The sequence below is a fragment of the Rhizobium sp. Leaf306 genome (assembly GCF_001423425.1).
Classification (GTDB): Bacteria; Pseudomonadota; Alphaproteobacteria; order Rhizobiales; family Rhizobiaceae; genus Neorhizobium; species Neorhizobium soli.
On sequence record NZ_LMNX01000003.1, the window covers coordinates 608,099 to 629,916 of the forward strand.

The 21,818-nt window shown below is 59.8% G+C and carries 17 protein-coding genes; 9 read left to right on the forward strand and 8 right to left on the reverse strand.

Annotated elements, in window-relative coordinates; translation table 11 throughout:
- Nucleotides 1-6 precede the first annotated feature (6 nt).
- The 5 genes from ASG19_RS16175 to ASG19_RS16195 all read right to left on the reverse strand — a co-directional run bounded on the left by ASG19_RS16175 (nt 7) and on the right by ASG19_RS16195 (nt 6,976).
- Complete coding sequence (locus ASG19_RS16175; protein ID WP_062459533.1) at nt 7-681, reverse strand: amino acid ABC transporter permease; 675 nt, start codon at nt 679-681, stop codon at nt 7-9.
- A gap of 4 nt (nt 682-685) precedes the next feature.
- A complete protein-coding gene (locus ASG19_RS16180) occupies nt 686-1,414 on the reverse strand; it encodes an amino acid ABC transporter ATP-binding protein (protein WP_062460456.1) in 729 nt (242 codons plus the stop codon).
- Between the two features lie 169 nt (nt 1,415-1,583).
- The gene (locus ASG19_RS16185; RefSeq protein ID WP_062459536.1) at nt 1,584-2,435 is read right to left on the reverse strand and encodes a transporter substrate-binding domain-containing protein; all 852 of its coding nucleotides are present in this window, start codon (nt 2,433-2,435) and stop codon (nt 1,584-1,586) included.
- A gap of 177 nt (nt 2,436-2,612) precedes the next feature.
- Nucleotides 2,613-3,668: an HWE histidine kinase domain-containing protein gene (locus tag ASG19_RS16190; protein WP_082476366.1), complete on the reverse strand. Its 1,056-nt coding sequence runs from the start codon at nt 3,666-3,668 to the stop codon at nt 2,613-2,615.
- 305 nt (nt 3,669-3,973) lie between these two features.
- On the reverse strand, nt 3,974-6,976 hold the full coding sequence (locus ASG19_RS16195; RefSeq protein WP_244476194.1) for a DEAD/DEAH box helicase: 3,003 nt from the start codon (nt 6,974-6,976) through the stop codon (nt 3,974-3,976).
- Nucleotides 6,977-7,475: 499 nt separating this feature from the next.
- Between ASG19_RS16195 and ASG19_RS16200 the strand changes: the two genes are divergently transcribed.
- From ASG19_RS16200 to ASG19_RS16210, 3 genes are all read left to right on the forward strand, one after another.
- On the forward strand, nt 7,476-7,874 hold the full coding sequence (locus tag ASG19_RS16200; protein ID WP_244476195.1) for a gamma-glutamylcyclotransferase family protein: 399 nt from the start codon (nt 7,476-7,478) through the stop codon (nt 7,872-7,874).
- Nucleotides 7,875-7,898: 24 nt separating this feature from the next.
- On the forward strand, nt 7,899-8,168 hold the full coding sequence (locus ASG19_RS16205; RefSeq protein ID WP_062459549.1) for a hypothetical protein: 270 nt from the start codon (nt 7,899-7,901) through the stop codon (nt 8,166-8,168).
- A gap of 121 nt (nt 8,169-8,289) precedes the next feature.
- Nucleotides 8,290-10,083, forward strand: coding sequence for a YbhB/YbcL family Raf kinase inhibitor-like protein (locus ASG19_RS16210; protein WP_062459552.1), 1,794 nt, complete (start codon nt 8,290-8,292; stop codon nt 10,081-10,083).
- Nucleotides 10,084-10,157: 74 nt separating this feature from the next.
- On the opposite strand, the gene ASG19_RS16215 is transcribed toward ASG19_RS16210, so the two are convergent.
- Together ASG19_RS16215 and ASG19_RS16220 are read right to left on the reverse strand one after the other, a co-directional pair.
- A complete protein-coding gene (locus tag ASG19_RS16215; protein WP_062459555.1) occupies nt 10,158-10,595 on the reverse strand; it encodes a BLUF domain-containing protein in 438 nt (145 codons plus the stop codon).
- 13 nt (nt 10,596-10,608) lie between these two features.
- Nucleotides 10,609-12,225, reverse strand: a complete 1,617-nt coding sequence (locus tag ASG19_RS16220) for an EAL domain-containing protein (RefSeq protein WP_082476367.1) — start codon at nt 12,223-12,225, stop codon at nt 10,609-10,611.
- A 345-nt stretch (nt 12,226-12,570) separates the two neighbouring features.
- Here ASG19_RS16220 and ASG19_RS16225 point away from each other — a divergent pair, with 345 nt between their 5' ends.
- Nucleotides 12,571-14,388 carry a PAS domain-containing methyl-accepting chemotaxis protein gene (locus ASG19_RS16225; protein ID WP_062459561.1) on the forward strand — a complete coding sequence of 606 codons (1,818 nt, stop codon included), beginning with the start codon at nt 12,571-12,573 and terminating at the stop codon, nt 14,386-14,388.
- 162 nt (nt 14,389-14,550) lie between these two features.
- On the opposite strand, the gene ASG19_RS16230 is transcribed toward ASG19_RS16225, so the two are convergent.
- Complete coding sequence (locus tag ASG19_RS16230) at nt 14,551-15,306, reverse strand: GntR family transcriptional regulator (RefSeq protein WP_062459564.1); 756 nt, start codon at nt 15,304-15,306, stop codon at nt 14,551-14,553.
- Nucleotides 15,307-15,468: 162 nt separating this feature from the next.
- On the opposite strand from ASG19_RS16230, the gene ASG19_RS16235 reads away from it, so the two are divergent.
- Genes ASG19_RS16235 through ASG19_RS16255 form a run of 5 tightly spaced genes read left to right on the forward strand, consistent with a single transcriptional unit; the run spans nt 15,469 to nt 21,802 of the window.
- The gene (locus ASG19_RS16235) at nt 15,469-16,734 is read left to right on the forward strand and encodes a M20/M25/M40 family metallo-hydrolase (RefSeq protein ID WP_244476196.1); all 1,266 of its coding nucleotides are present in this window, start codon (nt 15,469-15,471) and stop codon (nt 16,732-16,734) included.
- A 40-nt stretch (nt 16,735-16,774) separates the two neighbouring features.
- Nucleotides 16,775-18,325: an ABC transporter substrate-binding protein gene (locus ASG19_RS16240; RefSeq protein ID WP_062459571.1), complete on the forward strand. Its 1,551-nt coding sequence runs from the start codon at nt 16,775-16,777 to the stop codon at nt 18,323-18,325.
- Nucleotides 18,326-18,383: 58 nt separating this feature from the next.
- A complete protein-coding gene (locus tag ASG19_RS16245; protein WP_062459574.1) occupies nt 18,384-19,331 on the forward strand; it encodes an ABC transporter permease in 948 nt (315 codons plus the stop codon).
- The gene (locus ASG19_RS16250) at nt 19,324-20,148 is read left to right on the forward strand and encodes an ABC transporter permease (protein ID WP_062459577.1); all 825 of its coding nucleotides are present in this window, start codon (nt 19,324-19,326) and stop codon (nt 20,146-20,148) included. The genes ASG19_RS16245 and ASG19_RS16250 overlap by 8 nt, the downstream gene beginning before the upstream one ends.
- A gap of 10 nt (nt 20,149-20,158) precedes the next feature.
- Complete coding sequence (locus tag ASG19_RS16255; protein WP_062459580.1) at nt 20,159-21,802, forward strand: ABC transporter ATP-binding protein; 1,644 nt, start codon at nt 20,159-20,161, stop codon at nt 21,800-21,802.
- Nucleotides 21,803-21,818 lie beyond the last annotated feature (16 nt).

The following is a 21,818-nucleotide window of genomic DNA, read 5'->3' on the forward strand; positions in this document are numbered from 1 at the left end:
AGCCTCCTATCGCTTCTTCCAGGCGGTCCGGCTTTCCAGCCAGCGGGCGAAGACCACCATCGGCAGGAAAATCACCAGATAGGCGGCGACCGACATAGTGAGCGGCGTGGCACTGCCGGAAAAACTCTGCGCCGTCGTGGCGCTCGACAGGATTTCCGAAACGCCGATGGCCGAGCCGAGCGCGGTCATCTTGGTGATGGCAAGCACGCGGTTGACGAGCGGCGGAATGGCAAGACGGACGGCTTGGGGCAGCGCGACATAGGTAAGCGTGCGGGTAAAACCGAGCCCGGTTGCTATGCCTGCCTCCCACTGACCCTTTTCGACAGACGAAAAGCCCGCCCAGAATATCTCTTCGGCAAAAGCTGCAAGGGTCGCCGCCAGAACGAGGAACAGAACCATTGGTCCGGACAGCTGGATGCCGATCGACGGGAACCCGAAATAGAGGATCAGGATGACGACCAGAGGCGGCAGTGCGCGAAAGATATCGGCATAGCAGATGATGAAGAAGTTGAGCGTCTTGACGCCATAGCTGCGCAGGCAGGCGAGCGCGAGGCCCGCGAGGATTCCGGCCACGATCACCGCCGCGGCAATCTGCAGCGTGACCCAGATGCCGGCAATGATGTCAGGCGTATATTGCGCCATCACTACCGGGTTGAGGAAGGTTTCGAGGAACCGGTCCATCGCCCTACCCGGAAACGCGCGAAAGGAACGCGCGGGTGCGATCGGCCTTCGGGTTGCCGAAGAGCTCGTCCGGCGTGCCCTCTTCGACGACGACACCGCCGTCCATGAAGATAACCCTATCGGCGGTTTCGCGGGCAAAGCCCATCTCGTGGCTGACGACGACCATCGTCATGCCCTTGGATTTCAGGTCCTTCATCACCTTGAGGACGGAGCCGACCAGTTCGGGATCAAGCGCCGAGGTCGGTTCGTCGAACAGCATGACCTTCGGGTCGAGCGCCAGCGAGCGGGCGATCGCCACGCGCTGCTGCTGGCCGCCCGACAATTCACCGGGATAGGCATCCGCCTTGTGCGCCAGGCCAACCTGTTCGAGCATATCCATCGCCCGCGCATCGGCTTCTGCCTTCGAGCGCTTCAGCGCCTTGCGCTGGGCAAGGGTGACGTTCTTGAGGACACTCATATGTGGGTAGAGGTGAAACCCCTGGAACACCATGCCGATCTGCAGCCGCATTCGGTCGAGATCGCGGCGGGTACCAGCCATGATGTTGCGGCCGTTGACGATGATATCGCCCGACGTTGGCTCCTCGAGCCGGTTGCAACAGCGCAGCATCGTGCTCTTGCCGGAACCGGATGGCCCGATGACGAACACGAGTTCGCCTTGGCTGACCTTAAGGTCGATCTTCTTGAGGACGGTGGTGGTCCCGAAGCGCTTTTCCAGCGCGACGACTTCGAGCATTGGGCGATTGGCCATGTTGGCACCTCCGGCAGGCACGATGCGGACATATCTGCCGGCTGGATTCCAACCGCGATCTCATATGGGAGAGACGATTGGCGGCCGGCTGCCGCATCCTGTCTGATCAAGGGGGAGGGCAGGCGACTGAAGCGCCTGCCCGTGCTGCAGAGCGTTACTTCAGGTTATCGCAGGAGGCCTTGTGGTCATCGTCCTTGTAACCGTCGAAGCCGGGCGTCCCGAAACCCTTGGTCGGGGTGACGATCGTCGTGCCTGCTTCTGGCGTGACGCCGAACCACTTGACCGAAAGCTTCGCCATCGAGCCGTCGAGCTTCAGGCATTCCATCGCACGATCGACGAGATCGCGGTTCTGCTCGTCTCCCTTGCGGAAGGAAAGGGCCCAGACGAGGCCGGTTTCGTATTCGAAGGAGAGTTTCAGGCGCGGGTTCTTCTTGACCGCCCACGCAGCGGCAGTGTTGCCGGCAAGGTTGGCATCGGCGCGTCCAGCAATGACGGCTGCCACGGCGTCGGTATTGGTACCGTAGCTTTCGACCTTCCAGCCGAATTCCTTTTCCTTCTCCCGCAGGAAGCTGTCATAGGCAGAGCCCTTGTTGACGGCGATCGTCTTGCCCTTGAAGTCTTCCAGCGTCTTGTATTCAGGCGCATTGGCCGGCACGACAAAACCGAAATTGGTGTCCATGAAGCCTTCGGTAAAGAGAAGGTTCGCGGCACGCTCCTTGTTCACGGTGACGGGTGCTACAAGGAAGTCATAGGTGCCGGCCTGCAGCGCTGGGATGAGGCCGGAGAACTGCGCTCCGGTCAGATCGACTTTCTTGCCCAACCGTTCGCCGATCAGGTTTGCCATATCGACGTTGAAACCCTCTATCTTGCCGTCGAGGGTTGGCATCGCGTGCGGCGCGAAGGTCGCGTCGATCGCGGTCTTGATCGTGTCTCCGAGGGAGTAGGCTGGCGTGCAGGCAAGCAGAGTAGCTAAGCCGACAAAGCCGGCCCTGATAGATGGTTTCATCGATGTTCTCCTACTGGCGGCTCCAGGCCTTTGGCCCTTGTTGACGCCAGTGTTCCACCGAACCTGCTGCGCTGCAATATAATTGATTATTATAATCGAACTAGGATTATACGATTTCCAAATAGTGATTGTGTCGATGGTCGTCGTTGTCGCAACCGGTCAGGGGCGCATATTGCGTCAGCTCTGAAGAGGCTGGGGCTCTTTCGGAAGAAGTTCGCCTTCGATGCGGTAGTGCAATCCATCCGCGCGGTAGTCCACGTTGGCGACGCCGTTGAAATAGGTCGGCACAACGCGCTCCATCAGGCGGGAGCCAAAGCCGCGCCGCGTCGGTTCGCTCACGGCCGGCCCCTTGCTTTCGATCCATGTGAAGGCAAAGCCGTTTTCGCCGGGCGCCGTCCAGCGGATCTCGACCTTGCCGTCGGCCGTGCTGAGCGCGCCATATTTGGTGGCATTTGTCGCAAGTTCATGGATTGCCAGTGCCAAACCCATGGAAGGTTGTGCTTCGAGCACCATCGGAGGCCCGAAGATATCGAAGCGGTCGGGACTGTCCTGGTGCGGTTCGACGGATGTCCGTACAATCGTCTCGACATCTGCTGCGGACCAGTTCGTTGCCGTCAGCGTATCCTGTGCCCGGGCAAGTGCGTCGATGCGGGCCGACGCCATTTCACCGGCAAGCTTCACGTCTGTCGCATTGCGCAGGCTCTGGGATACGACGGCTTGAACCATCGCCAGCGTGTTCTTCATTCGGTGGGACAATTCGCGCTGCAACACACGCTGTTGGCGCTCCCGTTCCTTTTGCTCGGCAAGAAGGCGCTGCTGTTCGCGCACCAGGTCTTCGCTGCGCAGGCGTTCTTCCTGAAGATCGTCGACCGCCTTGTGCATGACCTGGATCAGCAGAATGTCCACGATGACCACGCACGCGTAGAAGGTCAGAGCAACGAGGACCGACCCGTTGATCTCGAACATCGCAAACGGCGGTATAAACCAGTACCAGGCAGCCAGGCCACAGGCCACGGCGCAAACGGCCCCGGGCCAGACGCCCGCCAGAAACGTCGTCAGGATTACCGCGGGGAAGAAGGTCAGATACGGGAAGCCCGGCGGCAGGAGATGGTCGCATAGAAACCGCGCGTAGAGCGCAAGCCCGAACGCTGCAACCGCCACTCCCCTGCGCTTTCCCGGGGAAGCGCGGACGTGGTCGCTCATCTCGAACAATTGCATACGTAAGGGCTTCATTCCAAGTGGGTTCCCGCGGCGTTGCTTGTTCTTGGCTTGTTCGGGGTGTTCCGTCAATCAGCAACTAGAAAGGTACGTAATGTCCGACGGGATAAGGGACAAGTTTGGCAACACCGGTGAAAGCACGGCGTATGCGGACAACAAACGTGACGAGCACGTTGAGGCATCAGAGGCGCGATATGCGGGGACAGGAGGCGCTCCGCGAGACTGACAGATCGTCAGCCTCCGACGCGGGGTTCTGACAAAAATTCGCGGGCCCACAGTACGGGCCCGCGCTATCGTCGATCAAGTCAAACCGTAAAGCCTCAAGGCCTTCGCGCCGCCAGAATGAGTCGCTCGAAGAACTTCAGCTGCTCGTCGCAGGTCTGGGCGACCGTCTCAAATATCAGCCGGTCTTCCCGCCGGATTGCCGCAATCTTCTTCGTCAGGGCCGAAATCACCCTTGCCGGCATCTTGGCAATGGTCATCGCAATCGCCTTCGGTCCGGCTTCGAGTTTGGCGATACCGAGATGGCCTGCTGCAAGCTGCAGCCTGGTTGTGCGCAACAACAGCAGCGTCTCCTGCGGCAATTCGCCGAAGCGATCCTCGAACTCTTCTTCCAGATCATTCACGTCGCGCTGTGAGGATGCCCGCAGAAGTCTGGCATAGAGATTGAGCCTAACAGCCGGATCCGGCACGTAATCCGCCGGTATCGTGCCCGCGACGTCGAGATGCAGGATTGCGCGCTTTCTGGTGGCCGAAAGTCGTTTTCCCAGTTTCGCGACTGCACGCGCGAGGAGCTTCTGGTAAAGGCCAATGCCGATGACCTTCATATGCCCAGCCTGATCCTCGCCGGCGATGTCGCCCCCGCCGCGCAGATCGAGATCGCGCAGACTGATCGCAAGCCCGGCGCCCAGGCGGTCGTTCTCTACGAGTGTCAAAAGCCGCAAGCGCGTTTCCTCGGGCAGTTCTGCACCTTCTTCCGTCAGAAGCGTGGTCATGCCCTGCGCGCCTCCACGGCCGACCCGTCCACGCAACTGGTGAAGCTGGGCCAAACCGAACCGCTCCGCATTCCAGATGAACATCGTATTGGCGCGTGGCACATCGAGGCCGTTTTCAATAATGTTGGTGGCGAGAAGGACATCGCCATCGCCGTCCGCGAAACCGACGATCGCTTCGTCGATCGTCGCCGCCGGCATCTTGCCATGCGCGACCTTAACCAAGAGCTCGGGAACAATCTTGCGCAGAATCGCCTCGACGGCTTCGATATCCTCTATGCGCGGCACCACGACGAAGCTTTGTCCGCCCCGGCGGTATTCGCGCATCAATCCGGTGCGCATCGATGCGTTGTCGAATGCTGCAAGCGATGTGCGAACGGGCCGGCGCCGGGCGGGCGGAGTCGTCAGGAGGCTGACCTCCTGAACTCCGACCATTGCCGACTGCAAGGTGCGTGGGATAGGTGTTGCCGACATGGCGAGCGTGTGGAGGGTCGGCGCGAGCGCGCTCATGGCTCGTTTATCCTTGAGCCCGAACCGATGTTCCTCATCCACGATCAAAAGCCCGAGATGCGCAAAGCGCACGTCTTTTGCAAGGATCGCATGGGTCGCGACGATAACGTCGATTTCACCCTCGGCCAACGCCGCCTTGACCTGCTTCGCCTCGCTTGGCTTGACGAGCCGTGACAACATTCCGACAGAGATGCCTGTTCCTTCGAAGCGTCGCTTGAAGGTGGCGAAATGCTGACGTGTGAGAACAGTCGTTGGGGCGATGACGACCACCTGGCCGCCCGCAAGTGCTACCGCTGCTGCGGCGCGCAGTGCGATCTCTGTCTTGCCGAAGCCGACATCGCCGCAGACAAGGCGGTTCATGGCATGCCCGGACGCGAGATCGGAAAGCGTGGCCTTGATGGCTTCGGCCTGATCTGGTGTTTCGGCGAAAGGGAACCGTCGGGTGAAGGCTGAAAATTCGGCGCGGGGAGGAATGAACGTCTCGGCCGGCGAGGCCTGCCTGTGCTTTGCGATGGTCGAAAAATGACGCGCCGTCGATTTGATATCCGCGACAATCTTCTCGTGCTTCATTTGCCAGGCGTCGGTGTGAAGACGATCGAGCGAGACCGCCTCGGGTTCGGAACCGTAGCGCCACAGCTTTCCGAATTCTTCCATCGGAACAAGCACGGAAGCACCTTCGCGATATTCCAGACGGGCAGCGTCACGCGCGACGCCTGCAACGGCGATGCTTTCCAGATCTTTCAAAATTCCAATGCCGTGATCTTCGTGGACGACGACGTCGCCGATCCGAAGATCTGGTTCGCCAAGAAAGGAAGTTGCACTTGAAACATGTCGGTCTTCGTCGCCCGCGGCGATCACAGCAACATTTTGCGCGACGTCGAGGAACCCGTGATCGAGGGCGCAGGCGAGCTTCAAAAGCGCGCCGGATTCGGCGTCCATCACCTGCGTCCAGCTGTCGACGGACCGAGGCGATACACCAGTTGCTTTCGCGACACGGCGGCAAAGCGCCTCTGATGCCTTGCCATGCCCGGAAATTACAACCTTCATTCCATCGCCCAGGCGTTCCTGTGCAAATTTGACCAGTGCCTTGCGCGGGTCCGCATCCGACGCCCCGGAAGGCAGGTCACCCCCTTGTTCGAGATCCAGTGCGCTGGTCTGCACGCCGGTGAAGCGCTGTTCCCACTCCTCGCTGTCAAGATAGAACGAGCAAGGAGAGGATGTTCCGGTCTTACCGAATTCCGTGCGGGACTGGCGGGCGTCGTCGATGATTTCCAGATTCCGTACGACCCGGTCTGCTGCGCCCGGAGCCGCAGTCAAAGCGGCATTGCCGAGGATATCGAAAACCGTCACCATGTCCGGGTAAAGGCGGGAAAGCTGGCGCTCCATCGTCTCAGATTTTGGAGCAGGGGCTTCCGGAATGAGGTCTGCGAGTATGGCTTCGGATGCCGGACCGAAGCTCAACCGTTCAAGGTAGCTCTCGGTTCGCTGCGAGACGCGGTCAAACCCACGCAATTCGGTCACGTGATCGTCTTCCGACAGGACGATGCGCATTGGGCCCGGGGCGCCGGCGGGATAGATGTCGATCATCCCGTCGCGCACCGCCAGTTCGCCGGGATCGTCGGCAACGCCCTCTTCCACATAGCCTGATCGTCTGACGAAATTCAGGAATGCCTCGCGATCGAATGGATGGCCGACCACCAGTTCGATCTGGCCATCTGCGATGACCCCCGCCGGCGGAATGCGCTGCAGCGTCGCGTCGATCGATGTCAGCAGCAGTCGCGGCGTGTCGCTTGGCCTGGCCCATATCCGCAATGCGTCCATGCGTCGACCCATGCAGTGCCGCGAGGGCGGAACCCGATCATAGGGAAGGCAGTCCCAAGGCGGCAGAACAATGAATTGGACCGAGGGAAAGAGCGCTGCCATGGCATCCGCTATTTTTTGCGCAGCATTTTCGCTCAATGCCACGTAGCAGAGCGAACGACCGGAGCTCCGGAGCGATGCCTCAAGCCGGGTTGCCACCAAACCCGGCGGCAGTTTCAGATGCGGGGTCTGTTCGGATGCGGGGAGGGGAGAGGGGGCGTTTTCATTTCGGGACTCAACGATACTCACATGAACCTGCCATTCTCGCGTCAGCAATTTTATCAGGCTGCAAGAACTTAGTTTGTCGCGCCCTGTTCCCTTCGAACTTTGCGTTTTCTCTTCACGCGGTCAGGCCGCCATGACGGTGAGACATCAGCGACCGGATGCCGCGTTGCCGTGCACGGAACAGGTCGATGACGAGCGGGTTATTCGACCTCACGGATAGGAGAACCATGTGAAAGTGTTCATTTACGGCACCCTGAAAAGAGGCTTTGCGCTTCACGATAAGGGGCTTGGGAATTCGGAATATATCGGGGATGTAGTGACGGTCGAGCCCTACCCCCTGTTGATAGCAGCACCATTCTACGGGCCGATGATGCTCGAACAACCGGGAACCGGTTTGCAGGTGACAGGGGAGTTGTTTGAAGTCCCTGAAAACGATCTGCCGGTTCTGGATAAGCTGGAAGACGTTGGTGAAGAGGGAAGTTTCCGGGCAATGCTCAAGGTTCAGGCATCGGGCGGCGGTCTCGTTCATGATGCCCTTGTCTTTCTGAAAGACGAGAACTGGCTCGACCCCATCCATTCCGGTTTCCTGTCCGCCTATAACGACCGCAGATTTATCCCGCCATGGGACCGGTAACGACAAGACAAGAGGGACGTCACGATGCGCTACGAGGCAAAGCCCGGCGATGTCAGCCTATTCGAAAATGAAAAAGCCGGCCACGAGCGCGCACCGGACCACCGCGGCTATTTCATCGCTCACAGAGATATCAAGGCCGGAGAAAAGATCGAAATGGTGCTGTGGGCCGGAAGGCCGAACAGTTCGCGCTCCTTTGGTGGCAGACTATCCGACGACCAGAAGGGGAGCGCGTCGGCGGTTCCCGATCCGGTTGATCTGTTTGGCAACCCTTTGCCAAAGCCACCGAAAGGATGACACTGCGCACTCGTTCGATTTGACGTCTCAAACCACGGCTGTGCTCTCGCTTCGCGTCTCGGTGGAGGAACTATGGCTCCGGTTGCTGGTTACGGGGCGAGTCAACGAGAGAGATACAGTGATGAAATTTGGACTTCTTTCCGTCGCGTCGGTCGCGACCGCGGTATTCTTGAGCAGCGCAGCCTATGCACAGCAGGGCGATGGAACCGAAGTCCAGATCACGACCAACGTGTTCAAGCCGAACAAGATTCCGGCAACCGCGGAGCGGATCGCCACCTTGAAGGCGCCGGAAGGTTTCACCGTTGAGCCTTTCGCCCAGGGTCTCGGAAACAGCCGCATCATCGCCGTGTCCGACAAAGGCTATATCTATGTCAGCCGCCGCGAGGAAGGCGACGTGCTGCTGCTGAAGGACGAGAACGGCGACGGCAAGGCCGACGGCGCACCGGTGAAAGTGGCAGCGCGCGCGCAGGCCCACGGTCTGGCAATCAAGGATAACAGGCTGTATCTCGTCACGGTCAAAGAGGTGTTCGTCGCGGACATCAAGGACGACGGCACGCTCGGGCCACTCGAAATGATCATTGGCGATCTGCCGGATTCCGGACAGCATCCCAACCGCGTCATGGAGTTCGGTCCTGATGGCATGCTCTACATCAGCGTCGGCTCCACCTGCAACGCCTGCAACGAAAGCAATGCCGAAAACGCAACGGTGCTCCGGGCGACCCCTGATGGCAAGAGCCGAACCATCTTCGCGTCCGGCCTTCGCAACACGATAGGCTACGACTGGAACCGCGAGACCGGTGAACTTTGGGGGCTCGACCATGGCATCGATCTCCTCGGTGATGAGGTGCAGGCAGAAGAGCTCAACCTCATCGAACAGGGAAAGCAATATGGCTGGCCGCATGTTTACGGAGCAGGCGACATCTATCCGCAGTCGACACCGGTCGGCGGCGTGACCAAGGAGGAGTGGAAGGCGCAGAGCGATCCGATGAAACTCGGCTACACGGCACACGCAGCCCCCATGCAGATGAAATTCTACAGTGGGACGTCGTTTCCGGCCGAGTTCTCGCGCGATGCGTTTGCAACCATGCGCGGATCCTGGAATCGTAACCCGGCATCCGGATACGAGATTGTTCGCATTCACTTCGAAAACGGCAAGCCGAAATCCTTCGAACCTTTCGTCACCGGCTTCCTCAGCGATGGTGGCAAGACGCATTTCGCACGACCGGTCGGACTGGCCGTCGCCAAGGATGGCGGCTTGCTGATGGCCGACGATGCAAACGGTGTCATCTACAGGGTGGCTTACACCGGCGACGCGCAAAAGGCACAAGCGCAGCCCGCTACGCCCGCTGAACCTATGAAGGCGCAGGCCGCCAAAGGTATCGATGTGCCACTTGCCATGGATCGCCCGGAGACCAAGACGGAAGGCAGCGTATCCGTCTCGTCCTCGTCTTTCGACAACGACGAACTCATGCCGCAGCGTCATAGCGAATATGCCGAGAGTGTCTCACCGGCGATCAGCTGGAAGACCGTCCCGAAGGCCGCGTCCTACGCGATCATCGTAGAGGATCCAGGCTCCTCACCAACCAAGCCGTTTGTTCACTGGCTGGCGTGGAATATCCCGGCAACGGTGACGTCCCTGCCGGAAGGGTTGCAGGAACAGCTCCGCCTCGTCGAACCGGAAGGCGTCCTTCAGGGCCGCAACACGTCCGGCAGTCACGGCTATTTCGGACCAAAGCCGCCGGCCGGCGACCCGGCGCATCACTATCACTTCCAGGTGCTTGCGCTCGACAAGATGTTGGATCTTCCCCCGACATCCGACCGGGATGCTCTTCTCGCCGCAGTGGCCGGTCATGTGATCGTTAAGGGTGAGATCGTGGGTCGCTACCAGCAGAAGGTCGATCCTGCGAAGAAGTAAGGCTTCGTCCGATCACGCCCCGCTGCAACGCTGAGCAGCAAGCGATGTTTTTGGAGGAGGAGGCCGTACTGGAATCAGGCGGCCTCTTCTTCGATTGCGAGGTCTCGCAACAGGGTGTGGATCTGCTCGCCGCTTAGCCGCGACGGATCGAAACCGCTTGACGAGCCGACGTCGGCGAAGCGCTTTGCGTGGGCTTCGGATGTCCCGATAAAACCCATTGCCCAGTTCGGGAAATACCGATGGCTGATCGGGTCCACGGCCAGCAGCGAAACTTCGCCGTGGCGTTCGTCCTGCTGGATGCGCTCGAATGCGGCTTCCACCCGCTCGAGTGGACCTTCCAGAACCTGGGCGAAGCAGCCCGCGTTGAACAGAAGCGCCCCGGTGATCTCGTCACGCAGATTGTTCACCCGACTTTTCGCCAGGATCTCGTCGACGTTTGAGCTAAACGCCGCGCCATCGTCGCCGATCTGGTTGCGGCTGTAGTAGACCAGGCGATACAAGCTGTTATCCATTACCAGTTCCCCTTTATAAAATGTGTTGTGCCAGGAACGCCGGAATCTGATCCGTGCCCATCGGCCGTCCCGTCAGATAGCCCTGCACATGGGTGCAGCGTTCGCCACGAATGCGCGCCAACTGTTCCGCCGTCTCGACGCCTTCAGCCGTGATCGACATCCCGAGGCTCGTCCCGAGACTTGCGATTGATCGCAGGATCGCCTCGCTGTCTGCGTCGTCACAGGCAACAAACGAGCGATCGATCTTCAGTTTGTTGAACGGAAACTTCTGCAGGTAGCTCAAGGACGAATAGCCAGTGCCGAAATCGTCCATGGAGATTCTGACGCCAAGTGCGCGCATGGCATTCAGCGTCTGGATGACGTTATCTGTGTCATCGAGCAGGGCGCCCTCGGTAATTTCGATTTCCAGGCGATGGGCTGGCAATCCCGAGTGCCTTAGCGCCGATGCGACCGTTTCCAGCAGTGTGTCCGCTTTGAACTGAAGCGGCGAGACGTTGACGGCGACAATCATATCATTCGGCCAGGACATGGCCTCCAAGCAGGCTGTGCGCAAAACCCATTCGCCGATCTTGACGATCAGGCCGTTTTCCTCTGCAAGCGAGATAAAGGAAAGAGGCGGGATGTTGCCTTTGACGGGATGTTCCCAGCGGAGCAGGGCCTCAAAGCCATCCACGCGTTTGGTCGAGACATCGAGGAACGGCTGATAGTTCAGCTTGAACTGCTTCAGGGCCAGCGCGCGGCGGAGATCGATCTCCATTTCCCGACGTCCGAGGAGTAGAGCGTCCATCCCGCTTTCGAACATGCGGTAACGTCCGCGCCCGGCCTTCTTTGCCTCGTAGAGAGCAAGATCACCGTTGCGGAGAAGGTCGTCTGGCTGGAGCGCATCAGCGCCAAAGGCGACGCCGACGCTTGCGCCAATATTGATTGTGTGACCGTTCAGAACATAGGTGCGGCCGACAAGGTCCACGATCCGCGAAGCGAGTTTTTCGGCCGCAGCAAGATCATCGACATCATGCTGGAGGATCACGAACTCGTCCCCGCCAAGACGCGCAACGACATCGCTTTTGCGGCACGCGGCCTTGAGGCGGTCGGCCACCTTTTTCAAAAGAAGGTCGCCTGTTGCATGTCCCAGCGTGTCGTTGACCATCTTGAAGCGGTCAAGATCGAGGCAGTGGACGGCGATCGATGAAGATTTAGAACCGTTGCTCAATGCGGACGACAGGTGCGACAGCAAGGCGTTCCGCTTGGCAAGGCCCGTCAGTTCGTCGACATCGGTCTTGAGGGCGATGCCCTGGTTCTGCGATGCAGGTCGCAGGTCAACGAGATACTGCCCGTCGTCGAAAGAGACGAACGCGGCATCGAAGCTCTCACCGCTATGGATGGACGTGACTGAAACCGGGGCGCAGCTGGTGTCGGGCAGGTCTGTGCCCAAGCCCGTAAAAAGCGCGTGGACGGCGCCCCCGGGAAATGCGCCGAATGAGACTTCGCTCGCCTTGTTGGCGTAGACGACGAGACCATCGGATCCGACAACCAAGACCGGGCGCGGCAGCAACTCAAGTATTTTCTCGGTGTTGAGAAGCTGAAACGGATGAGGTTCCAATGTGTGGAGGATAGACGTCACAGCGTTCATGGTCGGTTACCGTTCGGAGTTGACCGAGAGGTAATCCGCAAACGTTTCCAGGCAATGGATGCCAAGCCCCGGAACATGACTGTTTGTCGAGAGAGGGTTATCGGATTGCTAAAGATGGACTGATGGCGGCAGGAAGGGCACGCCGCGCAGGATGCTCGCCTCTACTTCCGGCAACCTGAACGTGAGACTACCCAACCTAGATTAGGTAATAGGAATATATTATTGAGCAACGCTTAAATGTATTTTTACAAAGGCTTATTCTTGTTTTTTGCCAAGTCTTAATTACTAATTTAACAATTGTTTGCGATGAAGGTTGACCAATCACCTGTATTGCAAGGCTTCGTAATGTTCGATTTTTTCGGCGCAAACTCTAATCAAATCCTTTCAGCCTTAGACCTGTCCTTCGCGATCATCGAGTTCGATACCGAAGGACGCATATTGCGAGCCAATACAAACTTCTGCGATCTGATGGGATATAGCGAGCAGGAGATTATCGGTCAGCATCACCGGATCTTTGTCGACGGAGATTACGCTGCAACGCCTGAATACAAAGCCTTCTGGAGCAAGCTTAAGGGCGGCACGTTCGAGTGCAGCGAATTCAAGCGCATTGCGAAAAACGGCCAGGAAATCTGGATCCGCGGCAATTACAATCCGGTAAAGAATGCCAGCGGCAAGGTGTTGAAGATCATCAAGTTTGCCAACGACATCAGCGAAACAAAGATGAATGGGCTCGACAGCGCGGCCAAACTTTCAGCTGTTTCCCGCGCGCAGGCAACCATCGAATTCACGCCCGAGGGTGAAATCCTTACCGCCAACGACAACTTCCTGTCGGCGCTCGGATATTCCTTGAACGAGATCGTGGGTAAGCATCACCGGATCTTTATGGACCCGACCGAAGCGGCATCCCCGCAATACACGCAGTTGTGGGAGCGCCTTCGCGGCGGCGAATATGTTGCCGACGAGTTCCGCCGCATCAGCAAGGACGGCCGTAGCGTTTACATCCAGGCTTCCTACAACCCCGTTTTCGATCCCAGTGGCAAGGTCATCAAGGTCGCCAAGTTTGCCACCGATGTTACCGGCCGGGTCGAGAACGTCGAGCGCCTCGCGGAAGGTCTGACGCGTTTCGCCGATGGTGACCTTTCGCAGCAAATTGCAAAGCCGTTTATTCCATCACTGGAGCGCCTGCGGACCGACTTCAATGCCGCGTCGCAGAAGCTGAAGCAGGCCATGGTGATGGTTGCCGAAAACGCGAAGGCTATTTCGGCCGGTTCCAATGAGGTTCGCACATCGGCGGACGATCTGGCGAAGCGGACCGAACAGCAAGCCGCATCTGTCGAGCAGACCGCAGCAGCCCTGGAAGAGATCACCACGACCGTGAAGGATTCCAGCCGACGCGCCGAGGAAGCCGGCCAACTGGTTGCCCGCACGAAGGAGCATGCCAACCATTCCGGTGACGTGGTGCGTGAAGCGATTGGTGCCATGGACCAGATCGAAGCGTCGTCGAAGGCAATCTCGAACATCATCGGCGTGATCGATGAAATCGCCTTCCAGACAAACCTATTGGCGCTGAACGCCGGTGTTGAAGCGGCGCGCGCAGGGGAGGCCGGAAAAGGCTTTGCCGTCGTTGCGCAGGAGGTGCGGGAACTCGCGCAGCGCTCTGCGACAGCGGCCAAGGAAATCAAGACACTCATCACGGCCTCCAGCACGCATGTCGGAAACGGCGTCTCGCTTGTCACGAAGGCAGGCGCCGCCCTTCGCGAGATCGCAACCCATGTCGAAGGTATCAACGGCGACATCACCGCGATCGTCGAAACCTCACGCGAACAGTCCACCGCGCTGACCGAAATCAACCGTGCGATCAACACGGTCGATCAGGGCACACAGCAAAACGCCGCCATGGTCGAGCAGCAGACAGCTGCGAGCCATGAAATGGCAAGGGAAGCGGCCGCGCTGTTCCAGTTGCTCGAACAGTTCAATTTCGACAACGATCGGGCCCCGGCCCAGACATTGCAGAAGCGCAATCCGATCGCCCATCGCCCCGTCGCTTCAAGACCGGTCGCACAGCCCATTTCCGATCGCCCTGCAGCCGTCGCAATGCCGCGCAAGATCGCTAACGCCTCGTCTTCCGCTGCCCTGGCGGTTGCGGAGTGGGAAGAATTCTGAGTTAACAATAGGCTCCAAGCCGTTGAAAATAAGCTGTTACCGCCGCGAGCCCGGATCACGCTCGCGGCGGTTTCGCCATCTCGTTTTGGTTTGCTAGACGTTGCGCTAATGTAGCGAAGCTCAGCGCGTCAGATGCTTCAGTGTTGAAGCTTGATCGCGCGCTTACTGTATCTCGTTGACGTAGCGGTGGTCCGCAGTCGTCGCCCGGTGCGCAGAGATGAGCACTGGCACGGCCATCTGGTCGTAGGCTACTTCGTCAATCGTCATGACTGCGGCTGGAAGCGTCAGGTTCAGCCAGCGTGCATCATCCTCCGATGCCAGGTCCGCGCCGATCTGTTCACGGATCGCCGAAATCCGGATCCCGTAGTTTTCCAGGAGATGCAGATAAAAGAGCGGCGGGATGTCCTCCTGCTTCTGCGGAAAGCCGGGGACGCGCTCGCGCGGCAGCGTCAATGTTTCGTGCATGATTGGCCGGTCGTCGATATAGCGGACGCGGTGGAAATGCACGATCGGCCGGCCCGTTTCAATCTGCAGCTTCGCCGCTGTTTCGTCCGAAGCCTCACCGAATTCCAGCGACGTGACCTTGGTAACGGATTTGCTCAGCGAGCCGTCCAGCCCGTGAAGACGAAAATACTGGAAGAACAGGCGCAATCCGTGCTGCGGTTTGCGTCCGGTCACGACGGTCCCGGTCTTGCGGCGTCGGCTCAAAAGTCCGTCGTTGGTGAGATCCATCAGGGCGCGTCGAATCGTTCCGACAGCAACGCCATAGGTTTGCGCCAGGGCAATCTCGCTCGGCAGCACGGAGCCGGGCTCCAGGGCGCCGATCATGATCGCCTCGGTGATCTGTCGTTTCACGACCTCATAGAGAGGCAAGGACAGATCGCTCAGTCGGGCGGCATTTGCTGAATTATCAGGCAATGAATTGCCTCTTCTTTGGAGTTGACACGTGATGCCGATCTACGCTGTATTACTATATAGTTTATATTAATGACCCGAGTTGTGAAGGCTGCCGGAATGCGGAGGACGACCGAGATGAGCCTACAGCAACCAGGCACCACTTCTGAGCCCCTGACGTCTGCCATGGCAGCGATTGACCGCGATGTCGAGATGGCCGTGCAGGATCTTGCACGGATGGTTGCGGTCGACACCACCTTTCCGCCGGGCGAAGGCTATGGCGCGTTTGCCGATCTGATGACCGAGTTGCTGATGCCGCTTGGCTTCGAATTCGAGCGCGTGACGGTGCCTCACGACCTCTGGCATGTCGAGGGCGGACCGGCTTCCGGCGAACGCATCAATCTCGTTGCAAGGCGCGAAACGGACAGGCCTGTCTGCGGTCTCTACTATCATGTCGATACGGTTCCGGTGGCTCCGGGCTGGAGCCGCGATCCGCTGAAGCTGACGGTCGAAGGCAATGACCTTTTCGGGCTTGGTGCTGCCGACATGAAGGGCACAATCGCTGCGACGCTTCTGGCGCTTCGGGCGGCACGCGAATGCGGCGTTTCTCTCGCTTACGATCCGATGCTGCTCCTGTGCACGGATGAAGAAGGCGGTCTCTATCCCGGCATTCGCTATCTCGCAGAGCAGGGCATGCTCAAGGGCCATATCCTCAATTTCAACGGAACGGCCGCACCACGCGTCTGGGCCGGCTGCTTCGGCATCTTCAACCTGCAGGTCACGATTACCGGCCATGCGGTCCATGCCGGCGAGGGCAATCGCACCGGCGCGGGTGTGAATGCCATCGAGGGCGCCTTGCCGGTTCTGAATGCGCTCGCAGCGCTGAAGCCTGACGTGGCCAAACGCGCATCCAAGCTCGCGCCGCCGCCGCATGCAACCGGGCCGCTGCGGCCACAGCTGACCATATCCGCGGTGAACGGTGGCACGGCGGGCGGGCAGGTTCCGGCCGAGGTGAAGATCCTCGTCAGCCGTCGATATGCCCCGGAGGAAAGCTATGAGGACGCGCGCGCCGAGATCGAAGCGACGATCCGAAATTGCATCGAAGGGACAGAGCTCGGGCTCAAAGTCGATCTTGTCGGTCATCTGATCCCGACCGACGATCCCGATGGCCCGCACTGGCCGCGCTGGCAACAGGCGCTTTCGCTCGGCTTCGGATACAAGCCGAACGATTTTCAGAAATGGGGCGCCGCCAGCTGTTCGGACTTCGGCTATGTCCAGAAGGCCGGCTTTGGCCCTGAAGTATTGCTCGGTGGCCTCGGCCGCCCGGAAAGCTGCATCCACAGCCCGGAAGAGCACACGACCCGACAGGACATCATCGCACTCGCAAAAAGCATTCTCGCCTATCTCGCGGCGGATTTCGCTGCCGAGGCCATGCCCGAAAGTCGCATATAACCATACCAAGCAGCATCGAAGCATAAAGGGAACGATAAACATGCTGGAAATGAAACGCCGCTTCTTCCTGGCCGGCACCGCCGCCATTCTCGCAACGCCATCGCTGGGCTTTGCCCAGGCCGCAGCACCGGCCAAGGGCGGTACGCTGAAGATCTCCGTCGACCAGGCCGTCAGCGTCATCCACCCGCTTCTGACCCGCGTCAACCCGGAATACCTGGTGACCGAGCTGCTCTACAGCAACCTCACCCGTCTCAAGGTCGACATGTCGGTCGAGCCGGATCTGGCCGAAAGCTGGACACCGAACGAGGCGCTCACCGAGTGGACGTTCAAGCTGCGCACCGGCGTTACCTTCCATGATGGCTCGCCGTTCACGGCCAAGGACGTCGTCGCAACCTTCAAGGCAATCCTTGATCCGGCGACAGCATCCCCCGGCCGCAACAATGTTGGCCCGATCGCCGATATCGTCGCCGTCGACGACGCGACCGTCATGTTCAAGCTGACCGGCGCCTATGCCGACCTTCCCGTCTCCATGGCCTATACAAGCGCCCGCATCATTCCGGCTTCTATCGCCACCGGCGACCTGAAGAGCCTGTCGACCAAGGCCGTCGGTACGGGTCCGTTCAAGCTGGTCTCCTATGAGCCCGATCGCCTGATCGTCGTCGAGCGCAACGAGAAATACTACGATCCGGCTCGCCCCTATCTCGACCGTGTCGAGGTGCAGGTCTTCCCGGACATTTCCGCTGAAGGTTCCGCGATGATGTCGGGCGATATCGACATCGTCTCGACCATCCAGCCGACCGAATATCTGCGCCTTGACGGCAGCGATGGCGTCGACGTGCTGCGCACGCCGTCCGGTCAGTTCTGCAACATCAACTTCGGTTGCGATACGGCGCCCTTCAACGATCCTCGCGTTCGCCGCGCCATCGCACTGACTGTCGACCGGGAAGCAATGGTCGGTTTCGTCACCGAAGGTTTCGGAACAGAGGGTAACGATACCCCGCTCAACGGCTCCTACCAGTTCTTCAAGGGCGTCAAGCAGCGCGAGCAGAACATCGAGGAAGCCAAAAAGCTGCTTGCAGAAGCCGGGTTCCCGAACGGTTTCGAAGCCACCCTTGTCGCCTCCGACCGCCCCGCGGTCCGCACCCAGCTTGCCGTCGCGCTGAAGGAAATGGCCAAGGAAGTCGGCATCACCATCAACGTGCAGACGATGCCGCATGCGACCTACCTCGAGCAGGTCTGGAAAAAGGGTTCGTTCTACGTCGGCTTCTACAACATGCAGCCCACCCCTGACGGCATCTTCAAGCTGCTCTACACGTCGGATGCCTCCTGGAACGAGACGCGCTGGAACAACAAGGCCTTCGATGCCCTAGTCAACGAAGCGCGCGGAACGATCGACACCGACAAGCGGACCGAGCTCTACACAAAGGCACAGGAGATCATGAACGAGGAAGTTCCCTCGATCATTCCGTCCTTCTTCGACGTCCTCTCGGCTAAGCGCAGCTGGGTTTCAGGTTACGAAGCGCATCCGCGCGCATCCGTGTTCCGTCTCGACTATGTCTCGCTGACAGCAGACGCACCGAAGCGCGGCTGATCTTAAAACCTGCCGGACGCCGCCAGGCGTCCGGCTCTCTTGTCAGAGGAACACGACCCTGTCCCCGAATTACATAGCCAAGCGGCTGGTGATGATCGTCTACACGCTGTTCGTCGTGTCGCTGATCGTCTTTGCCATAACCCAGGTCCTGCCGGCCGATGCGGCCGTCATGATGTTGGGCGAAAACGCGACCCAGGAAGCGCTCGACGCGCTGCGTGCGACCATGGGCCTGAACGCGCCGATCTGGCAGCAGTATCTGACCTGGCTGTGGCATGTGGTTCAGGGTGATCTCGGAACATCTCTGCGCACCGGCCAACCGGTCGGCCCGGTCATGTTCGAAGCGCTCGGTCGTTCGCTGCTTCTGGCCTTCCTGTCGATCGGCCTGATGCTGGTTCTCGCCATTCCGCTCGGCATCATCGCCGCCATCCGCCGCGGCAAGGTCGCCGACATGGTGGTGAGCCTGATCTCCTATGCGGGCGTCGCACTTCCGGAATTCGTGACGGCGACCATCGCCGTGCTGTTCTTCGCCGACTGGCTGAAGTGGCTGCCGCCGACCGGTTACGTGCCGCTGACCGAAGACTTTTCCCGCGGGATCGCCCATCTCGTCCTGCCCGTCTGCGTCATCTCGATCATCCTGATTGCCCATGTCTCGCGCATGGTGCGATCCGAACTGGTGGACGTGCTGCATACCGATTACATTCGCGCCGCCCGGCTGAAGGGCATTTCCCGTGGACAGGTTCTGCGCCGCCATGCGCTGCGCAACGCGCTTCTTCCCACCATCACCATTGTCGCGCTCGATGTCGGTTATCTTCTGGGCGGCGTCATCGTCGTGGAAGAGATCTTTGCCATTCCGGGCATCGGACGCCAGCTGATCGTCGCCATCCAGGCCCGCGACTTGCCGGCGATCCAGGCCGGCGTACTGATCATGGCTGCCACCTATTCGATCGTCAATTTCATCGCCGACATCCTCTATGCCTGGCTCGACAAGAGGATCCAGTATGATTGATTTCACGAAACGTCTGTTGAAGACGCCGCAGGGCGCGATCGGAATTTTCCTCGTCGTGTTCGTGCTGCTAGTCGTCGTCTTCGGTCCTCTGGTCGCGCCGCACGATCCGGAAAAGCTGTCACCTCTTGCACGCTATAAAGGTCCGAGCCTCACCTACTGGCTCGGCACCGACCAGTATGGTCGCGATATTTTCAGCCGGCTTCTGATCGGAGCGCGTGCCACCGTCGTCATGGCGGTTCTCGCCACCATCGTCGGCACCCTGATCGGGGCGCTGATCGGAACCGCCTCCGCCTTTCTCGGCGGTCGTGCGGACGAGTTGATCATGCGCACCATCGATGCCGTCATGTCGATACCAAGCCTGCTGTTTGCCCTTCTGGTGGTCAACCTTCTCGGCTCCAGCACCGTCAATGCGCTGGTCGCCGTCGCCATCGCTTTTGCGCCGGGCATGGCCCGCATCACCCGCAGCGTTGCGCTGTCGGTGCGAAAGCAGGACTACGTCAACGCGGCCGTCGCACGGGGCGAAAGTGCCGGCTACATCATCCGCCGCGAAATGCTGCCGAACGTGATTGCACCGATCATCGTCGAGATGACCATTCGCGTGTCCTTCGCGGTGATGCTGTTTGCGACCTTGAGCTTTCTCGGTCTCGGCGCCCAGCCACCGGCTGCCGAATGGGGACTGATGGTATCGGAAGCGCGCCGCTACATGCATCTTTCCGCCGGCATCCTGATCTGGCCGAGCGTGGCGATCGCCATCGTCGCCGTCGGTTTCAACCTCCTGGGCGACGGTCTCCGCGATGCCCTCAATCCGCGGGCCTGAGGTGAAAATCATGACCACTACCGAACACCCTTCGCCCGATACCCCAGTTCTCACAATCGAGAACTATTCGCTGGATTACGAGACCACCAACGGCCCGTTTCACGCGCTGAAGAACATCGACCTTGCCATCCACCGCGGCGAGATCCTTGGCCTCGTCGGAGAATCCGGATCGGGCAAGACGTCGCTTGCATGGTCGATCATGCGCTACCTGCCCAAGAACGCCCGCGAGCCCGGCGGACGCATCCTGCTTGGCTCCGACAATCTGCTGGAGAAGGCGGAGCGCGAAATGGAAACGTTTCGCGGACGCCGTATCAGCATGGTGTTCCAGGATCCGAGCACGTCGCTCAATCCGACCCTCTCGCTCGGCAAACAGCTGGCCGAAGTCCTCGTTCGCCACCGCGGCCTGTCCTGGCAGCAGGCGTGGACGGAAGGAGAGGCGCGGCTTGCGCATGTCGGCCTGAAGACGCCGGCACAGATGATGCATCGCATGCCACATGAGGCATCGGGCGGCGAAAAGCAGCGTGTCGTCATCGCCTCGGCGTTTGCCTGCAATCCCGAATGCATCATCTTCGACGAGCCCACCACGGCACTCGACGTGATCACCTCGCGCCAGATCCTCGATCTCTTCGTCGAACTGCAGGCCGAAACAGGCGTCGCCTCGCTTTACATCTCCCACGACCTTGCGCTGGTCGCCCGCACCGCTGGCCGCGTCGCCGTCATCAAGCGCGGCGAGATCGTCGAGCAGGGCACCACCCGCGAGATCTTCACCAATCCGCAACAGGACTATACCCGCGAGCTGATCAACGCGGTGCCCGATCCTTCCCGCCGGCTGGTGAACGATGATGTAGCTCCGACGGACAAGCCGCTCGTTGAGGTCGAGAATGTCAGCGTCCATTTCGGTCGCAAGCCGTTCCTCTCCGCCCTGACCGGCCGTAAGACCGAGCGCGTGACCGGCAACAATGCGATCAGCCTCAGCATCAGTCCGGGAGAAATCCTCGGCATTGTCGGTGAATCCGGCTCAGGCAAATCGACGCTCGCCAAGGCGATGACCGGTCTCAACCGGTTCGAGGGCAAGATCCGGTTCGAAGGACGCGAGATCCGCAATCTCGGCGATATGGACAATGCCTATCGCAAGGACGTGCAGATCATCTTTCAGCACCCGGATGCCTCGCTCAATCCGCGTCAGAAGATTTTCGAGATCCTCTCGCGTCCGCTGAAACTGTTCGGCGATGCCAGCGATCTTGAGCGACAGGTCGGTGACATGCTGGAGCAGGTGCGCCTGCCGCGCACTCACGCAAACCGCTATCCGCATCAGCTTTCGGGCGGCGAGAAGCAGCGCGTGGCGATTGCCCGTGCCTTCGCCTCCAAGCCGAAGCTGGTCATCTGCGACGAGATCACCTCTGCCCTCGACGTCTCAGTGCAGGCCTCGGTCGTGGAACTGCTGCTGGAACTGCAGAAGGCCAGCGGTACCGCATACCTCTTCATCACTCACGATCTCAACCTGATCCGCCAGATCGCCCACCGGATCGCCGTCATGTATCGCGGCGATCTGATCGAGGTGGTGAAGGCGTCCGAGATCGATAGTCCCGACCGGGCGGAATACACCCGCCGCCTGATCGAGGCGGTGCCACGCGCCGCCGCTCAATACCAGTAATTGCGCATCAAGGAGC

What these genes read in the sequence shown, in the direction of transcription:
- ASG19_RS16185 (WP_062459536.1), bottom strand. Translation starts at nt 2,435, where the DNA reads ATGAAACCATCTATCAGGGCCGGCTTTGTCGGCTTAGCTACTCTGCTT.
- ASG19_RS16210 (WP_062459552.1), top strand. Translation starts at nt 8,290, where the DNA reads ATGAAATTTGGACTTCTTTCCGTCGCGTCGGTCGCGACCGCGGTATTC.
- ASG19_RS16225 (WP_062459561.1), top strand. Translation starts at nt 12,571, where the DNA reads ATGTTCGATTTTTTCGGCGCAAACTCTAATCAAATCCTTTCAGCCTTA.
- ASG19_RS16255 (WP_062459580.1), top strand. Translation starts at nt 20,159, where the DNA reads ATGACCACTACCGAACACCCTTCGCCCGATACCCCAGTTCTCACAATC.
- ASG19_RS16250 (WP_062459577.1), top strand. Translation starts at nt 19,324, where the DNA reads ATGATTGATTTCACGAAACGTCTGTTGAAGACGCCGCAGGGCGCGATC.
- ASG19_RS16235 (WP_244476196.1), top strand. Translation starts at nt 15,469, where the DNA reads ATGGCAGCGATTGACCGCGATGTCGAGATGGCCGTGCAGGATCTTGCA.
- ASG19_RS16205 (WP_062459549.1), top strand. Translation starts at nt 7,899, where the DNA reads ATGCGCTACGAGGCAAAGCCCGGCGATGTCAGCCTATTCGAAAATGAA.
- ASG19_RS16215 (WP_062459555.1), bottom strand. Translation starts at nt 10,595, where the DNA reads ATGGATAACAGCTTGTATCGCCTGGTCTACTACAGCCGCAACCAGATC.
- ASG19_RS16190 (WP_082476366.1), bottom strand. Translation starts at nt 3,668, where the DNA reads ATGAAGCCCTTACGTATGCAATTGTTCGAGATGAGCGACCACGTCCGC.
- ASG19_RS16175 (WP_062459533.1), bottom strand. Translation starts at nt 681, where the DNA reads ATGGACCGGTTCCTCGAAACCTTCCTCAACCCGGTAGTGATGGCGCAA.
- ASG19_RS16240 (WP_062459571.1), top strand. Translation starts at nt 16,775, where the DNA reads ATGCTGGAAATGAAACGCCGCTTCTTCCTGGCCGGCACCGCCGCCATT.
- ASG19_RS16220 (WP_082476367.1), bottom strand. Translation starts at nt 12,225, where the DNA reads ATGAACGCTGTGACGTCTATCCTCCACACATTGGAACCTCATCCGTTT.
- ASG19_RS16195 (WP_244476194.1), bottom strand. Translation starts at nt 6,976, where the DNA reads ATGGACGCATTGCGGATATGGGCCAGGCCAAGCGACACGCCGCGACTG.
- ASG19_RS16180 (WP_062460456.1), bottom strand. Translation starts at nt 1,414, where the DNA reads ATGCTCGAAGTCGTCGCGCTGGAAAAGCGCTTCGGGACCACCACCGTC.